The organism is Pantoea sp. JV6 (assembly GCF_025910055.1).
GTDB classification, from domain to species: domain Bacteria; phylum Pseudomonadota; class Gammaproteobacteria; order Enterobacterales; family Enterobacteriaceae; genus Pantoea; species Pantoea agglomerans.
In genome coordinates this window covers 679,074-695,400 of the sequence record NZ_JAPCIM010000002.1, presented here as the reverse complement: position 1 = coordinate 695,400, position 16,327 = coordinate 679,074, and the positions used below count along the sequence as shown (strand labels likewise).

Genomic DNA, 16,327 nt, shown 5'->3' with positions numbered 1-16,327 from the left:
CAGAACATGGCAACCGCCCATTCTACCTGTCGCCATCGCAAAAGATAATGGGGTTAACATCAATGCAGAATTTGCCGTTTCAGTTATCTCTGATCGATCCCACCAGAAAAGCGAGGCATGCTGATATCATCATAACCGGCGGCACCAGGTGGAGCGCTGAGTTATCTTTCACAAGGAGACATAATGAAACTGTTTATTCGTACGGTAGGCTTGCTGGCGGTGATCTGGCTGGCGATGCTGTTTACCGGCTATGGCGTATTAACCGGCAGTACTAAAAATGCAGCCGGCCTTGGCCTGCAGTGCAGCTATCTGACCGCTCGCGGTGTGATCAGTGCGCAGTATCTGCATACTGACAGTGGCGTGGTGGGCGTGACTGATTGTCCGTTGCTGAAGAAAAGCGGAGAAGTGATCGATAATTAACAAAACAGCGGGCCACATGGCCCGCTGTTTTCAGAACGGATAGTCGTGATAGCCCATCTCCGAGGAGAGCGTACGCGCCGCCCGATGCAGCATGGCCACGTAATCCTGACGGGCATCTTCTGAAAAGCGAATGGTGGGAAAAGAGATACTCAGTCCCGCAATCACCACGCCAAAACGGTCAAATACCGGCACGGCAAGGCAGCGTAAACCCTCTTCCTGCTCTTCGTTATCTTCACCATAGCCCTGCGTTCTTACCTGATCCAGCGCCGTAATCAACGCCTCCGCGCTTAACAGCGTATTGGCCGTGCTCCGTTTGAATTCGACATCCCGCAGGATCTCCTCAACTTCGCTGCGATCGCGCCAGGCGAGCAGAACTTTTCCAATCGCGGTGGTATGCAGCGGATTACGACGGCCAATGCGCGAATACATACGCAGGTTGTAGAGGGAGTCGATTTTGTGGATGTAGACAATACTGTCCTCTTCCAGCGCCCCCAGATGAATGGTCTCTTTGGTCAGACGCGAAAGCTCACGCATCTGCACATCCGCACTGCGGATTAAATCGACGTTCTGCAGCGCTTTAGCGCCCAGTTCAAACAGCTTCAGTGTCAGTGAGTACTTCTCGCTCTCACCTTCCTGCGTGACATAACCCAGCGACTTCATGGTCTGCAGGAAACGGTAAACGGTGCTTTTTGACATCATCACGCGCTGCGCGAGCTCAGTAATACCGTGATCGCGCTCTTCACCCAGCGCCTGCAGAATGCCGAACACTTTAAGTACCGAAGAGACGGAATCGGGCTGTTTATCATTTTCAGCAGAGGACATCGCGCACCTTGTTAAACCTGTTTCAAAAAAAATGGAACGGACTGTCAGTATAGAGTGAGGCATACGAAGGCAGCAATGCTTTAACCATTACGTCATATTTAAAGACAGTTTTTTCTCCGTCCGATCGCTGCATTTCAGCGTTAATTTCATTAGCATGATGATATTCACCCTCTTTAGTAATTAACTTATGACACTCTCCCCTCCTCAGGATGGATTACCCGCGCGTCAGCGCTATATGGCAATCGTCACCATCGCGCTGGGTCTGACCATGGCGGTGCTGGATGGCGCGATAGCCAATGTCGCCCTGCCCACTATCTCGCGCGAACTGAATGCCAGCCCGGCGCAGTCGATCTGGATAGTGAACGCCTATCAGATTGCGATTATCGTCTCGCTGCTGTCGCTCTCATTTCTGGGCGACATGCTGGGTTATCGCCGCGTCTATCAGGCGGGCCTGGCGCTGTTTATTGCCACTTCGCTGTTCTGCGCTTTCTCCACCACCCTGACCATGCTGACTTTCGCCCGCGTGCTGCAGGGATTAGGAGGTGCAGCGCTGATGAGTGTGAATACCGCGCTGATACGCATTATCTATCCGCAGCGTCATCTGGGACGCGGCATGGCAATCAACTCGCTGGTCGTGGCGGTTTCAACCGCGGCAGGCCCGACGGTTGCCGCAGCGATTCTTTCGGTGGCAAGCTGGAAGTGGCTGTTTCTGATTAACGTCCCGCTGGGTGCCATTGCGCTCTGGCTGGCGCTGCGCACGCTGCCTGATAATCCGCAGAAAGCGACGGTGCAGAAATTTGATGTTCCCAGCGCGATCATGAACGCCCTGTTCTTTGGTCTGATCATCTCTGCGCTGAGCGGGTTTGCACAGGGACAGAGTCATCTGCTGGTGCTGTCGGAGGTCATTGCTCTGCTGGTTGTGGGCTGGTTCTTTATTCGTCGTCAGTTAAACATGGCGGTGCCGCTGCTGCCGGTTGATCTGCTGCGTATCCCGATTTTCAGCCTGTCGATGGGAACGTCGGTCTGTTCGTTCTGCGCGCAGATGCTGGCGATGGTGTCGCTGCCCTTCTTTCTGCAAAACGTCCTGCAGCGTGATGAGGTGGCAACCGGTTTACTGCTGACGCCCTGGCCGCTGGCAACCATGGTGTTTGCGCCGATTGCCGGCCGGCTGATTGAACGGGTGCATGCCGGGCTGCTGGGCGGCATCGGGCTGGCCATGTTCGCCCTGGGGCTGTTTCTGCTCGCCTGGCTTCCGGCTAACCCGGGTGATGGCGATATAATCTGGCGCATGATGCTCTGCGGTGCCGGTTTTGGGCTGTTTCAGTCACCCAACAACCACACTATTGTCACTTCCGCTCCGCGTCATCGCAGCGGCGGCGCCAGCGGCATGCTGGGCACCGCGCGCCTGCTGGGCCAGAGTATGGGTGCCGCGCTGGTCGCGCTGATGTTTAATCTGTTTGATGAACGCGGGACGCACGCTTCGCTGCTGCTGGCGGGCAGCTTTGCCGCCGTGGCCGCACTGGTCAGTGTGTCGCGGATGACGCAGACCCGCGCCTGATGGCAGAAACAGAAAAGGCGACACAGGGTTAATGCCAGTCAGTTAAGCGACAGGTGATAACGCAGTCTGGCACCGTGCAGGGGCTGGCGGTCCTCGCGCCGCTGCGCGGTTCCTTCACGTCATTCCTCTGCCTGACGGACCGCCGGGGATGGCACATCCTGTGCCGCCCCGCCTTTCGCCCGCGTCCTGCGGGCTCTCCTGGCAGACTCATTCTGTTCAGCGCTGCGGATTGCCTGCTCCTGCCCGGCACCAGCCTGCTCTGAAACTTCAGTGTGTATTGTTAAAAAGGGCACGAGAGTGGAAGCCTGAGCGCCTCTGCTGCTGAAAGGGCTATCCGCAGCGCTGAGGCGTGACGGTGGGCCAGAAGTCCACGCCGGGAAGCGTGGACAGTTCGGGGCCGGCCAGGGAGGGCCGATCCCCGAACGGTTCGTCGGCACGACGTCAAAGCCGAAGGTACCGCGTGAGCGGCGCGAGGACGGCCCGGCAGCAGCAGAGGTGCGCTGGCCCGCACTGAGGCTCGTTCGCCCATAAAAAAAGCTGCCACGTTTGACCGTGACAGCCTTTACAAATCTAATCTTAACTGACCAGCATCAGACCCAGGGTCGCCTTTTCTGCTCTGCTTAAGGCTACTTCAGATACTGACCGCTGCGCAGTGCTTCAATACGCTTATCTAACGGCGGATGCGACATAAACAGCTCGCTGAACGATTTGCCCTTACCGTTGATACAGAACGCCATCATGCTGCTCGGCTCCTGCGGTTCGTAGCTGGTTTTCAGGCGCTGTAACGCCGCAATCATCTTCTCACGACCTACCAGCTTCGCTGAACCGGCATCGGCATGGAACTCACGGTGACGCGAGAACCACATGGTGATGATGCTGGCTAGAATACCAAACACCAGTTCCAGCACCATCGACACCGCAAAGTAGACCAGCGGGTTGCCGTTGCTGCTCTCCTCACCATCGCGGTTGCCGGACATAAAGCCCGCCGCGATCTGCGCCAGAATACGTGAAACGAAAATCACAAAGGTGTTCACCACACCCTGGATCAGCGTCATGGTGATCATGTCGCCGTTGGCGATGTGTGACACTTCGTGTGCCAGCACCGCTTCCGCTTCATCACGGCTCATGTTCTGCAGCAGACCGGTTGAGACAGCAACCAGTGAGGCGTTACGCCGTGCGCCAGTCGCAAAGGCGTTGATGTCAGGTGCGTGATAGATCGCCACCTGTGGCATCGCAATACCCGCCTGCTGTGCCTGACGGCCAATTGTATCCACCAGCCAGCGCTCGGTTTCGTTGCGTGGCTGTTCAATCACTTCACCGCCAACCGATCGCAGTGCCATCCACTTCGACATCAGCAGTGAAACAAACGCACCGCCGAAGCCAAACAGGCCTGCCATGATCATCAGGCCCTGAACACTGCTTGACTGGATCCCTGTCAGGCTGAGAATCAGCCCGAATACCAACATCACAGCCAGGTTGGTCATCAGGAAAAGAGCAATACGCATCATTTTTGTTAATCTTCCTCAGTAGTTCACGCGCCTATACGCGGATCCATATCCTATGGGCATTGGGCTGCTTTTCAAGCAACCTTAACGTTTAAGTGCCTAAAAAGACATAACTTTACATTCTGACACGCCTGATGAGGAGCCCAGTCTTCAGGCACCTTCACCAGCGCTAATCATTGCTTACTGGAAACTTTTCTGAGTACAAAAAAAAGCACCGCTGAGCGGTGCTTTTTCTGGCAACAGCGGATTATTTAGCCGCTGGCGCCTCTGGCTGGGATTTCTCCAGCTGCGCAAGATCGTTAGCGATCTTCACCGTCTCATCAAGATAGGGATCCGGCTCTTTATAATCTTTCGGCAACTCATCCAGATTTTTCAGCGGTTTTTTGCCTTCGGCCTGATAGCGCGCGTTGATCCGCTCCAGACGAGACGCATCATCTTCGTGGTTCTCTTTCTCGCGCTGAGCAAGATTAAGCGACACGATGTTGCGCTTATCTTTCAGGGCATTGTAACGGGCAATGTCCTTCATGATGTACTGGAACTCGCGATCCTGAGCAATGCGGTCAGCATGCTGCTTAGTCAGCTGCACCACCAGCGGTTTCACATCACCGGTTTTGACATAGGTCGCTGCTTTGATGCTGTCCCACGGCAGTGCGTTATCTTCAAATTTCTCACCGGTTTCAGCCGCTTCAACGCCGGTTGGCATCAGCAGATCCGGCGTGACGCCTTTACGCTGTGTACTGCCGCCGTTAATGCGATAGAACTTCTGAATGGTGTAAGAAACGGAGCCTAACGCAGGCCACTCCGGACGCAGCATCTGATCGTAAATGCGGTTCAGAGAGCGATACTGCTGAACGGTGCCTTTACCAAAGGTTGGCTCGCCAACAATCACCGCGCGACCGTAATCCTGCATCGCGGCAGCAAAGATCTCAGAAGCTGAGGCGCTGAAGCGATCGACCAGCACCACCAGCGGTCCTTTGTAGTAGACAACGCCGTCGTTATCGCTGTCTTCACGAACCCGACCATTGTTGTCGCGTACCTGAACCACCGGACCACTCGGAATAAACAGACCGGAAAGCGAGACTGCTTCGGTCAGCGCGCCGCCGCCGTTGGTACGCAGATCGATCACCACACTGTCGACGTTCTGTTTCTGCAGTTTCTGCAGCTGTACTTTCACGTCGTCGGTGAGGCCGACATAGAAACCAGGAATATCGAGCACGCCCACTTTCTGCTTGCCGACATTTTTGACGGTCAATTTAACCGCGCGATCTTCCAGACGGATTTTCTCACGCGTCAGCGTCACAGTACGGGTTTTGGTACCCTTACCGGCTGGCAGAACTTCCAGGCGCACTTTGCTGCCCTTAGGTCCTTTAATTTTTGCCACGACATCATCCAGACGCCAGCCGATCACATCTTCCATCGGCTTGCCTGGCTGACCCACACCGACGATGCGATCGCCAACGGTAATGGCTTTGCTCTTCGCGGCCGGGCCGCCTGCGACCATCGAGTTGATCACCGTATAGTCGTCATCCATCTGCAGAACCGCACCGATGCCTTCCAGTGACAGGCTCATCTCGGTGTTGAACTGCTCGGTGTTACGCGGCGACAGATAGCTGGTGTGCGGATCGATTTCGCGGGCAAAAGCGTTCATCACCAGCTGGAAAACATCTTCACCGTTGCTCTGGGCCAGACGACGGATAGCGAAGTTATAACGCTTGGTCAGAACGTCGCGGATCTCGTTATCATCTTTGCCCGCCAGCTTCAGACTCAGCTGATCATATTTGACCTTGGCATCCCACAGCGCATTCAGTTCAGACTGATCTTTCGGCCAGGGTGCTTTCGCGCGGTCAATGTCGATAGTGTCATTGCCGCTGAAATTCATCGGACGAGCCAGCACCGTCAGCGCATATTGATAGCGCTCAAAACGGCGTTTCTGCGCCAGATTATAAATATCGTAAAAGAGATCCAGCTTGCCACTGCGCAGCTCATCGCCGACGGTGGTTTTTTTGCTGGCAAACTGCGCCACATCTGACGCCAGCAGCACATTGTGGCTGTAGTCGAGCATGTTCAGATAGCGATCAAAAATTTTCGCTGAAAAGTTCTGATCCAGGTCGAACTGGCGATAGTGGGAACGGGTAAAGCGCGAGGTTACGCGCTCACTGACCGTCGGATCCTGCGGATCTTCGTGAAGCTGGGGAATCTGATCGGCGCGGGTAATGTTCTCCGCGCCGAAGGTTGGGCCTGCTAATAGCAGGCCCGCAATAAGTCCAACTTTAAAAAGGGTGTTCATGCCGGGGTTAGCCTCCGTTTCAGAACTGCAAGTGTTCTGCGCGCACAATCATTGCCATGCCGGAAGCGAGCTGGACCCGAACGCCGTCTTTTGATACTTCAAGAACGGTAGCGTCCATCGCACTTTTGCCTGCTTTAACTTTAATACTCTGGCCGGGTTGCAAAGTTGAGGTATCAGTGATGGGTCGGGCTTCCTGCTCCGGACGTGGGGCTGGCTTGCGATGCTGTGAGGCGGTCGCACGCGGTGCAGTGGTCTGCGGACGCGGTTTACGCGCGGCTTCGCCTTCTGCAGGCTTACGTGCCGCGGGCTTGCGTGGACGACGCGGTGCCGCGCCCTCTTCGCTTTCGCCTGCTTCACGACGCGCGGCGCGCTGCTGGTCACGCTGCGCCTGGACGCGTGCTTTCGCTTCTTCCAGCTGCTTACGTGCATGCTCAACGTGTTGCTCATCCAGCACGCCACAGGCGTTACCGTCGAGATCGACACGGATAGCACCGGCTTTGATGCCGTACAGATAACGCCAGCTTGACGTATAGAGACGCAGCGCGGAACGCAGCTGTGTTTTGCTCAGACCCATTTCGCCCTGAACACGCTCGACCAGATCCTGAAAGATACCGATTTTGAGCGGACGCGCTTCACCTTCAGCGCTAAAGCAGTGCGGAAAGCGCTCCGCCAGAAAAGTGATGACTTCTTTACTGCTATTCAACTTAGGTTGATTTTCCATGAAATTTCCTGATTACAACGGGTTTGCCGACCAGCGCAGGCATGAACAGGCGACATTATAATGACAACATCGCTAAATGCCATGTGATCCAGTCGATTAGCTGCGCGTCAGCTGCAGATATTTTTCTAAGTCGCTGTTCGCAAGCACTTCACAAAGCCCATCAGTCAGTGTGACCAGCCCCGATTCGTCGTCGCTGTCAAAGCGATTGTACGCCACGCTGTCGATGTCCAGCACCCCAACCACAGTGCCATTCACTTTCAGAGGAATCACAATCTCAGCATTGCTGGCAGCGTCACAGGCGATGTGGCCCGGGAAGGCATGCACATCATCTACGCGTTGCACTTTTTCTTCTGCCAGCGCCGTGCCACACACACCTTTACCGACCGGAATGCGCACACAGGCGATTTTGCCCTGGAACGGGCCCAGCACCAGCGTATCCGCTTCCGTCAGCAGGTAGAAACCAGCCCAGTTCACGCCATCGAGACGTTCGTACAGCAGCGCGCTAAAGTTTCCCATCGCGGCGAGGAACGCCGTTTCTCCCGCCAGTAAGGCGCGCATATCGCGATTCAAATCGGCGTAAAAGGCAGTTTTGTTCATTATTTAACCGTTACCAATGACATCTGAACGGGGCATTAAAGACCGTTCGTTAAAAATAAGTTTTAAATATCCAGAGCCACAAGGTGAATCATAGCGTTAGTTGCTATACCCTTAGCATTCTGTGGATCGAAGCGTGATGCCCGAGACAGGCACACAGACAATGTCTTTATGACCGATATCTGTTACTTCTGAAGAGCGAAGATTGCATCACCCTATGAAAATTCACGCTATCAGCCAGACATTGCCTCACGCACGTTATCAGCGTTGCCCGCAATGCGATACCCTTTTTTCCTTACCGGATGTGAAATCTCATCAGTCGGCACATTGCCCACGCTGTAACGCCGAAATTCTCAGTGGTCGCGACTGGCCGATGACCCGTCTTATGGCGATGGCCGCCACCATGATTGTGTTAATGCCCTTTGCTTTCTCCCTGCCGCTGGTAGATATCCGGCTGCTTGGCATGCGCATCAATGCCAGCGTACTGGAAGGCATCATACAGATGACCCAGCAGGGTGATGTACTGACGGCCTCAATGGTGGCGTTCTGCACCATCGGCGCGCCGGTGACGCTGGTGGCGGGTATCTGTTATCTCGGTATCGGCCACCGGCTGGGCATGAACCTGCGTCCCGTGCTGCTGATGCTGGAGAAGCTGAAAGAGTGGGTGATGCTCGATATCTATCTGATCGGCATCGCCGTGGCGTCAATTAAAGTGCAGGACTATGCTTCGCTGGAGATTGGCTACGGGCTGGCGGCTTACATCGCCCTGACAGTGCTGAGCGTGCTGACACTGATCCATCTGAATATGGAGCAGCTGTGGGAGCATTTCTACCCACAGACGCCTGGCAATATGGCCCGTGACGATATGCAGGTCTGCCTGAACTGTCACAACACCAGCATACCCGATGAACGGGGCCGCTGCCCGCGCTGCCATACGCCGCTCGACTTCCGACGCCGCCATAGCCTGCAGAAATCCTGGGCCGCGCTCATCGCATCGATTGTGCTGTTGATCCCCGCAAATCTGATGCCGATCTCCGTGGTCTACCTTAATGGCTCACGGCGTGAGGACACCATCTTCTCCGGCATCCTGGGGCTGGGCGAAGGCAATATTCCGGTGGCGGCAATTGTTTTTATCGCCAGTATTCTGGTGCCGTTTATCAAGGTGCTGGTGATGCTGACTCTGCTGCTCAGCATTCATTTTCGCTGTGAACAGGGGCTGAGAACCCGCATCCGCTTGCTGCGGTTTGTCACCTGGGTTGGCCGCTGGTCAATGCTCGATCTGTTTGTCATTTCGTTAACCATGTCGCTGGTCAACCGTGATCAGCTGCTGGCTTTTACCATGGGACCGGCGGCGCTATTTTTTGGCGCGGCCGTCATCCTGACCATTATGTCTGTTGAGTGGCTGGACAGCCGCCTGCTCTGGGATGCACATGCAACAGGAAACGCCGACTACACCGACTAACGCAACGCTGCGTAATAAGCGCAAAATTTCGCCCTTCTGGCTGCTGCCGATTATTGCGATGCTGATCGCCTGCTGGCTGCTCTGGACCAATTATCAGGAGCGCGGCACCACCATCACCATCAATTTCCAGACGGCGGATGGTATCGTGCCGGGTCGCACCCCGATCCGCTATCAGGGCGTGGAAGTGGGCACCGTGCAGGGCATTAATCTCAGTGATGATTATCGCAGCATTCAGATTAAAGCCAGCATCAAGAGCGACATGCGCGATGCGCTGCGTGAAGATACGCAGTTCTGGCTGGTGACGCCTAAAGCCTCGCTGGCGGGTGTGTCGGGGCTGGATGCGCTGGTCGGTGGTAACTACATCGGGATGATGCCAGGTAAAGGTAAACCCAGCGAGTCGTTTACCGCGCTGGATACGCAGCCCAAATATCGGGTGAATACCGGCGAATTGATGATCCATCTGCATGCGCCCGATCTCGGCTCGCTCAACACCGGCTCGCTGGTCTATTACCGCAAAATTCCAGTTGGCCGGGTCTATGACTACAGCATTAACAGCAAATCCGATGGCGTGTCGATTGATGTGCTGATTGACCGTCGCTTTATCAATCTGGTGAAAACCAACAGCCGTTTCTGGAATGTGTCAGGCATGAATGCTGACGTCAGCCTGAGCGGGGCTAAAGTGCAGCTGGAGAGTCTGGCGGCGCTGGTCAATGGCGCGATCGCGTTTGACTCGCCACAGGGTGCGGAAACGGCCAAAGCTGAGCAGAATTACCGGCTCTATCCCGATCTGGCACATAGTCAGCGCGGCGTGCAGATCACACTGGATCTGCCTAACGGCAACAATCTCAAGGCGGGCAGCACCCCGCTGATGTATCAGGGACTGGAGGTCGGCACGCTGACCAAACTGAACCTGCAGGATGGCGGCAAGGTCACCGGCGAGCTGACGATTGATCCCTCTGTTGTCGGTCTGATGCGCAGCGGCACCCGCATTGAGATGCACAGTCCGAAAATCAGCCTGACGGATACCAGCCTCAGCGCGCTGCTGACCGGCAACACGCTGGAACTGGTGCCGGGTGAAGGCGAGCCGCAGCAGCACTACACCGTGCTGGCGTCCAATGAGACTCTGCTGCAGAAGCCCAATGTGCTGACGGTAAAACTCAGCGCGCCAGAGAGCTATGGTATCGATCAGGGCCAGCCGCTGATGCTGCACGGCATGCAGATTGGTCAGGTGATGTCGCGTACGCTGGATGAAAATGGCGTGAATTTCGTGGTGGCGGTCAATCCTGAAAATCGCAATCTGGTGCATGGCGACAGTAAATTTATCGTTAACAGTCGGCTGGATGTGAAGTTCGGTCTTGATGGCATGCAGGTATTAGGTGCCAGCGCCCGTGAATGGGTGGATGGCGGTATCCGGCTGGATCCGGGCAAAAAGGGTGAGCCAAAAAGTGCCTATCCGCTGTTTGCCGATGCTGAAAAAGCGGAAGAAGGCATTACCGGCGATGGCCCTTCTACCACGCTGATGCTGACCGCCAACAGTCTGCCTGACGTGCAGGCCGGCTCTGTCGTGCTTTACCGCAAATTTCAGGTGGGTGAGATCGTCAAAGTCACGCCGCGCGCTGACGCGTTTGATATTGCGGTACATATTCAGCCGGAATATCGCAAGCTGCTGACCAGCGAAAGCGTGTTCTGGGCTGAGGGTGGCGCACGCGTCAGCCTTAACGGCAGCGGCCTGACGGTGCAGGCATCGCCGCTTAACCGCGCGCTGAAAGGCGCGATCAGTTTCGACAATATGAGTGGTGCGCAGTCGGCCAAAGGGGCCAAACGCGTCCTCTATCCGTCTGAAACCGCCGCCCGCGCGGTGGGTAGCCAGATTACGCTGCACACCTATGACGCCAGCAAGCTCTCTGCCGGGATGCCGATTCGTTACCTGGGTATTAATGTCGGCCAGGTGGAGTCACTGTCGTTAAGCAAAGATAACAATCAGGTGGTGGCGAAAGCGGTACTCTATCCGGAGTATGTCAACGATTTCGCCCGTCTCGGCAGCCGTTTCTCGGTGGTCTCACCGGAGATTTCCGCTACCGGCGTGAATCATCTGGAAACCCTGTTGCAGCCTTACGTCAACGTGGATCCCGGTAAAGGCGGCGCCGCGCGCACGTTTGAGCTGCAGGAGAGCACCATTACCGACTCCCGCTACCTTAATGGCCTGAACATTTATGTTGATGCCACTGAGGCCGGTTCACTGTCGCTGGGTACGCCGGTGCTGTTCCGTGGTGTGGAAGTGGGTACCGTGACCGGCACCTCACTGGGTAATATGGCGGATCGTGTGCAGATCGCCCTGCGCATCAGTAAGAAGTACCAGCATCTGGTGCGTAATAACTCGGTGTTCTGGCTGGCATCCGGCTATAACCTGGACTTCGGTCTGGTGGGTGGCGTAGTGAAAACCGGGACCTTCCAGCAGTTTATTCGCGGTGGCATTCAGTTTGCGACGCCGCCGACGGTGCCGCTGGCGCCGCAGGCGAATCCGGATAAACACTTCCTGCTGCAGGATGAAGCGCCGAAAGATTGGCGTAACTGGGGAACGGCGATCCCGTCTCCGCGCTAAAGGCTATCTCAAACGGGCAGACTGTTCTGCCCTTTTGAGTGTTTAAAGTCAGCACCGGCTCAGGGATCATACGCCTTATTCACTTCCTCAAACGGGCAGCCTGGCTGCCCGTTTCCTTTCCTCATGGTACACTGCCGCCTTTGCCTTAACTGGAATGTGCCCGTGTCAGATGCTTCTTCGCTTTTCCCCGCCGATTTTCTCTCGTTAATTCGCCAGAGCCTGCCCGATGAGGCGAGCCTCGCGCAATTTATTGCCTACAGTCAGCAACCCCTGCGCCGCAGTATTCGCGTCAATACCCTGAAGATCAGCGTGGCTGACTTTCTGAGTCAGACGGCTAATTATGACTGGCAGCTGACGCCGGTGCCGTGGTGCGAAGAGGGATTCTGGCTCAGCCGGGAAGATGAGAGCCTGCCGCTGGGCAGCGTGGCTGAGCATCTCAGTGGCCTGTTCTACATTCAGGAGGCCAGCTCCATGCTGCCGGTGACCGCGCTGTTTGACGCTCAGCCAGAGGTCAGCGCCGTGATGGATATGGCGGCGGCACCGGGTTCTAAAACGACCCAGATTGCTGCGCGGATGGGCAATCAGGGCGTTATTCTGGCTAACGAATTCTCCTCCAGTCGGGTAAAAGTATTGCACGCCAATATCAGCCGCTGCGGCGTCAGCAACAGTGCCTTAACGCACTTTGACGCGCGGGTCTTCGGACCAGCCCTGCCGGAACAGTTCGACGCCATCCTGCTCGACGCCCCCTGCTCAGGCGAAGGGGTGATTCGCAAAGATGCTGATGCGCTGAAAAACTGGTCGCTGGCAAGTACGCATGAGATCGCCGCGACCCAGCGCGATCTGCTCGACAGTGCCTTCCACGCCCTCAAACCCGGCGGCACGCTGGTTTACTCCACCTGCACCCTGAATCAGATTGAGAATCAGCAGGTCATTGCCTGGCTGCTGGAGCGCTATCCGGACGCTGTTGAGGTTGTAGCACTCGATGGTCTGTTTGAGGGTGCCGGACAGGCCGCGACGCCCGAGGGCTATCTGCATGTCTTCCCACAGATGTTCGACAGCGAAGGCTTTTTCGTTGCCCGGCTGCGTAAAACCGCGTCGGTCGAGCCCTTACCGCTGCCGGGCTACAAAGTGGGTAAATTGCCCTTCTCCCACCTCAGCCGCAAGCTGGAAAGTGAGATAGCCCAGGCCGCCGCCGCTGTCTCTCTTAAATGGGATGCGTCGCTGGAGCTGTGGCAGCGTGATAAAGAGATCTGGCTGTTCCCGAAGGCCGTCACCCCGCTGCTGGGCAAAGTGCGGTTCTCGCGCATCGGCCTGAAGCTGGCAGAAACCTTTGCTAAAGGCTATCGCTGGCAGCATGAAGCGGTAATTGCGCTGGCAAAACCGGATGCGGCGCAGACTTTTGAGCTCACCGCAGCAGAGGCGGAAGAGTGGTATCGCGGCCGGGATATCTACCCGGAAACGGAACCTACCCGTAATGAGATGATTGTCACTTATCAGCAGCAGCCGCTGGGGCTGGCTAAAAAAGTCGGCAGCCGTATCAAGAACAGCTATCCGCGGGAGCTGGTGCGCGACGGACGCCTGTTCCGCTGAGTCACTTTATTTGCAGCATCGTCAGATGATTGCCAAACACTGCGCCGGTATCGATGTAATGCAGATTGGCAATCGTCAGCGACTGTTTCAGCGGCGTGTGTCCGAAGTAAAAGGCGTCTGCGCCACGGATGCCCGCCCGTTCGCCTGACTCCATCGCCTCCAGCCGCTGACGGCTCCAGACCACCTGCTGCCAGTCGAGTGGCTTATTCAACGCATATTCCCGGGCCGGATAATCAGCATGAGCAATCACAATAATTCGCTCTTCGAGTTGCAGATGGAGAATCAGCGGCAGCTCACGGCAACGCTGCAAGGCGTGACGCGCCGCAATCAACGCTGCACCACGCAGCCGAAAGAACCAGTCGCCACCGTTCATCTGCCAGAGCGCCATTTCCTGCCCCTGTAGTGCTGAAAGCGCCATCTCCTCATGATTCCCCCGCACGCAGCGAAACCAGGGCTCCTCCAGCAGCGCCAGACAACCCAGGCTGTCGGGACCGCGATCGATGATGTCACCCACCGAAATCAGTAAGTCCTGCTGCGGGTCAAACTGATGCTGCTGCAACAGCGCATCCAGTTCGCGGCGGCAACCATGCAGATCGCCGACCACCCAGATCCGTCGCCACGCTGCGCCATTCAGGGATTGGTAATACATCGCTACACCCGGCCTTTGTCTGCTGAAAACATCTTCAGAGTATAGTCAGGGCCGACACTGTACTTGCATGACGCGCTGGAAAGCAGAATGCAAATGAGGCTGGCTGAAAGGGAACAATAAGGTCGGGCCAGGCGATTAAAGAGAGGTGAAAGGTACGTCCCTCCCGGCGCTTATCTCCGGCACTCAGTAAAGGTGGTAGCTCTGTCAGGGACGAAATACATCATAATGCGATCAGGCGCGCCAGGCTATTCTGCCCCAACCATATCTGTAGTCATTTGGGATCAGCTACGCCTTTTAGCCGGATATTTCTGCAGTTTCTCTGCCGGACGCACCGGGCGGCGCACCAGCTCACCGCCGCAGTTAGGGCAAAGATGAGTGAGATGCTCAGCACAGTCAGCGCAGAAAGTGCATTCAAACGAGCAGATGCGTGCCGCCAGAGAAGATGGCGGCAGATCAACGTCGCAGCGTTCACAATTGGGGCGAAGTTCCAGCATGGTGTGACTCCTTAAAAAAGCGGTATGCGCCAGCTTCGCGGTTGCTGACCCCAATGTCGAGCCAGCAACCGGACAAGAGTGTGTCAGATCCGGACATCCTGCTTTAACGGTACAGTCAGCGGCGAATGGCATCCTGCTGTGCCGCTGCTATTTGTGCCGCTGATCCTCAGGAAGGTCATCAGGCAAATCCTCTTCGTCAGCTGTGCCATCGAACTCAGCACTCTCCTCTTCCGGCTCCTGACCGCCCATCGACGCATGAATCACCTCCTCTTCCAGCGTCGGGATCAGCGCGGCACCCAGTGGCGAGGTCGCCAGACTGTCAGGCATCACCACATGCGGCAACGGCACTTCGGTCGTCGGAAGCGGACCCGGCGCACGCACATAACTCAGTCCGCCAATCACCAGCGCACAGAGCATAAAGAAGAGATAGAGCATATTGCTGCCCAGCGGCTGCATCAGCGCACCGACCACCAGCGGGCCGATACTGGCGCCAATACCAAACGCCATCAGCAGACAGGCGGTTAACGAGACACGACGATCGGCGGCGACCTGATCGTTGGCCAGCGCCACCTGCAATGGATAGAGCGCAAACTGCATCATGCTGGCGGCAAAGGCGATGCCAATCATCCAGTGGAAGGTCAGATGCGGCAGTACCACCAGCGGCACGCAGGCCACGGCAAAGAGCATGGCAATAATGAATAACAGCCGCTGGCGGTCGTAGCGATCAGAGAGCCAGCTTAGCGGAAACTGCGACACCAGCCCGGCAAAAATCGTGAGACTCATAAAATAACCGGTCTGGCTGGTGGTGAAGCCTTTGCTGCTGCCATAAACCGGTGCCAGGCCATAGAACGCGCCAATCGCCATGCCGGTCACCAGGGTGGTGCCGAGCAGTTTGGGAATAGTGCGGATAAAATAGCCCAGCTCCATCGGCGCCGGTGTCATGGGCCGGACGTGAGTGCGGGTGGTCAGTGCAATCGGCACCAGACAGAGCGCGAAACAGAGCGCCACAATCAGCAGCGTGCTCACCCCAAACCCCGATTGCAGGCTCAGTATCACCTGTCCGCCACTGAGTCCAAGGTAGGTGGCGACCATATAGAGGCCGAAAATCATGCCGCGCTGGGAAGATTCCGCCTGATCGTTGAGCCAGCTCTCCAGCACCATGTACTGGCACATCATGCAGAGCCCGATAATCAGACGCAGAAAGACCCACAGCGGAATAAAGTCCGTCAGCCCGTGACCTACCACCGAGGCGGTAATGATCCCGGCACAGGCCACGTAGGCACGGATATGGCCGACGCGGGCAATCAGGTTGTGCCCCACTTTGCCGCCAATCACCAGCCCGATATAGTTAGCCGCAATAATCGCGCCGATCAGCGCACCATTAACCTGCTCACTGGCCAGTCGTAACGAGACGTAGGTAGTCAGTAAACCGGAACCCAGCAGCATCAGAAGCGTAGTGGTATAGAGCGGCAGAAACGTACTGAATATTTTTCCCATATGACTCCCTGTCTACGCTTTTCAGGCATCAGGCCAGCAAAGCCCTAAAGATAGTCGATTTCGGCAGGTGAAGCGGTATTGTTCATGACGACGGTAGCGAAAAAAAAGCCCGCCAGCAATTGCTCA

13 protein-coding genes are annotated in these 16,327 nt (G+C 56.3%); 5 read left to right on the top strand and 8 right to left on the bottom strand.

Annotated elements, in window-relative coordinates; translation table 11 throughout:
* Positions 1-183: 183 nt before the first annotated feature.
* Entirely contained in the window at positions 184-420 is a 237-nt protein-coding gene (locus OK412_RS03855) for a YobH family protein (RefSeq protein WP_010258788.1), read from the top strand.
* Positions 421-450: 30 nt separating this feature from the next.
* Here OK412_RS03855 and kdgR read toward each other — a convergent pair whose 3' ends face one another.
* On the bottom strand, positions 451-1,242 hold the full coding sequence (gene kdgR, locus OK412_RS03850; RefSeq protein ID WP_010670769.1) for a DNA-binding transcriptional regulator KdgR: 792 nt from the start codon (positions 1,240-1,242) through the stop codon (positions 451-453).
* Positions 1,243-1,429: 187 nt separating this feature from the next.
* Between kdgR and OK412_RS03845 the strand changes: the two genes are divergently transcribed.
* On the top strand, positions 1,430-2,800 hold the full coding sequence (locus OK412_RS03845; protein WP_223563854.1) for an MFS transporter: 1,371 nt from the start codon (positions 1,430-1,432) through the stop codon (positions 2,798-2,800).
* Positions 2,801-3,426: 626 nt separating this feature from the next.
* Here OK412_RS03845 and htpX read toward each other — a convergent pair.
* From htpX to OK412_RS03825, 4 genes are all read right to left on the bottom strand, one after another.
* Positions 3,427-4,308 carry a protease HtpX gene (htpX, locus tag OK412_RS03840; protein ID WP_003852678.1) on the bottom strand — a complete coding sequence of 294 codons (882 nt, stop codon included), beginning with the start codon at positions 4,306-4,308 and terminating at the stop codon, positions 3,427-3,429.
* Between the two features lie 244 nt (positions 4,309-4,552).
* Positions 4,553-6,592, bottom strand: coding sequence for a carboxy terminal-processing peptidase (gene prc, locus OK412_RS03835; protein WP_264352706.1), 2,040 nt, complete (start codon positions 6,590-6,592; stop codon positions 4,553-4,555).
* A 19-nt stretch (positions 6,593-6,611) separates the two neighbouring features.
* Positions 6,612-7,313 (bottom strand): RNA chaperone ProQ, encoded by a 702-nt coding sequence (gene proQ, locus OK412_RS03830; protein ID WP_010258776.1) that lies wholly within the window; start codon positions 7,311-7,313, stop codon positions 6,612-6,614.
* 96 nt (positions 7,314-7,409) lie between these two features.
* On the bottom strand, positions 7,410-7,910 hold the full coding sequence (locus OK412_RS03825) for a GAF domain-containing protein (protein ID WP_010258773.1): 501 nt from the start codon (positions 7,908-7,910) through the stop codon (positions 7,410-7,412).
* 214 nt (positions 7,911-8,124) lie between these two features.
* Here OK412_RS03825 and yebS point away from each other — a divergent pair, with 214 nt between their 5' ends.
* From yebS to rsmF, 3 genes are all read left to right on the top strand, one after another.
* The gene (gene yebS, locus OK412_RS03820; RefSeq protein ID WP_022625536.1) at positions 8,125-9,369 is read left to right on the top strand and encodes a membrane integrity lipid transport subunit YebS; all 1,245 of its coding nucleotides are present in this window, start codon (positions 8,125-8,127) and stop codon (positions 9,367-9,369) included.
* The gene (locus OK412_RS03815) at positions 9,338-11,971 is read left to right on the top strand and encodes a PqiB family protein (protein WP_010258767.1); all 2,634 of its coding nucleotides are present in this window, start codon (positions 9,338-9,340) and stop codon (positions 11,969-11,971) included. Before yebS ends, OK412_RS03815 begins: the two co-directional genes overlap by 32 nt.
* A 162-nt stretch (positions 11,972-12,133) precedes the next feature.
* On the top strand, positions 12,134-13,561 hold the full coding sequence (gene rsmF / locus OK412_RS03810) for a 16S rRNA (cytosine(1407)-C(5))-methyltransferase RsmF (protein ID WP_264352705.1): 1,428 nt from the start codon (positions 12,134-12,136) through the stop codon (positions 13,559-13,561).
* A gap of 1 nt (position 13,562) precedes the next feature.
* On the opposite strand, the gene OK412_RS03805 is transcribed toward rsmF, so the two are convergent.
* From OK412_RS03805 to OK412_RS03795, 3 genes are all read right to left on the bottom strand, one after another.
* Positions 13,563-14,210: a metallophosphoesterase gene (locus OK412_RS03805; protein WP_192034167.1), complete on the bottom strand. Its 648-nt coding sequence runs from the start codon at positions 14,208-14,210 to the stop codon at positions 13,563-13,565.
* Between the two features lie 281 nt (positions 14,211-14,491).
* On the bottom strand, positions 14,492-14,704 hold the full coding sequence (locus OK412_RS03800; RefSeq protein WP_264352704.1) for a DUF1272 domain-containing protein: 213 nt from the start codon (positions 14,702-14,704) through the stop codon (positions 14,492-14,494).
* Positions 14,705-14,851: 147 nt separating this feature from the next.
* On the bottom strand, positions 14,852-16,201 hold the full coding sequence (locus tag OK412_RS03795) for an MFS transporter (protein WP_033757897.1): 1,350 nt from the start codon (positions 16,199-16,201) through the stop codon (positions 14,852-14,854).
* Between the last annotated feature and the right edge of the window lie 126 nt (positions 16,202-16,327).

Excerpts from the sequence above, each read along its gene's own strand:
- OK412_RS03855 (WP_010258788.1), top strand. The coding sequence starts at position 184 with ATGAAACTGTTTATTCGTACGGTAGGCTTGCTGGCGGTGATCTGGCTG.
- kdgR (WP_010670769.1), bottom strand. The coding sequence starts at position 1,242 with ATGTCCTCTGCTGAAAATGATAAACAGCCCGATTCCGTCTCTTCGGTA.
- OK412_RS03845 (WP_223563854.1), top strand. The coding sequence starts at position 1,430 with ATGACACTCTCCCCTCCTCAGGATGGATTACCCGCGCGTCAGCGCTAT.
- htpX (WP_003852678.1), bottom strand. The coding sequence starts at position 4,308 with ATGATGCGTATTGCTCTTTTCCTGATGACCAACCTGGCTGTGATGTTG.
- prc (WP_264352706.1), bottom strand. The coding sequence starts at position 6,592 with ATGAACACCCTTTTTAAAGTTGGACTTATTGCGGGCCTGCTATTAGCA.
- proQ (WP_010258776.1), bottom strand. The coding sequence starts at position 7,313 with ATGGAAAATCAACCTAAGTTGAATAGCAGTAAAGAAGTCATCACTTTT.
- OK412_RS03825 (WP_010258773.1), bottom strand. The coding sequence starts at position 7,910 with ATGAACAAAACTGCCTTTTACGCCGATTTGAATCGCGATATGCGCGCC.
- yebS (WP_022625536.1), top strand. The coding sequence starts at position 8,125 with ATGAAAATTCACGCTATCAGCCAGACATTGCCTCACGCACGTTATCAG.
- OK412_RS03815 (WP_010258767.1), top strand. The coding sequence starts at position 9,338 with ATGCAACAGGAAACGCCGACTACACCGACTAACGCAACGCTGCGTAAT.
- OK412_RS03805 (WP_192034167.1), bottom strand. The coding sequence starts at position 14,210 with ATGTATTACCAATCCCTGAATGGCGCAGCGTGGCGACGGATCTGGGTG.
- OK412_RS03800 (WP_264352704.1), bottom strand. The coding sequence starts at position 14,704 with ATGCTGGAACTTCGCCCCAATTGTGAACGCTGCGACGTTGATCTGCCG.
- OK412_RS03795 (WP_033757897.1), bottom strand. The coding sequence starts at position 16,201 with ATGGGAAAAATATTCAGTACGTTTCTGCCGCTCTATACCACTACGCTT.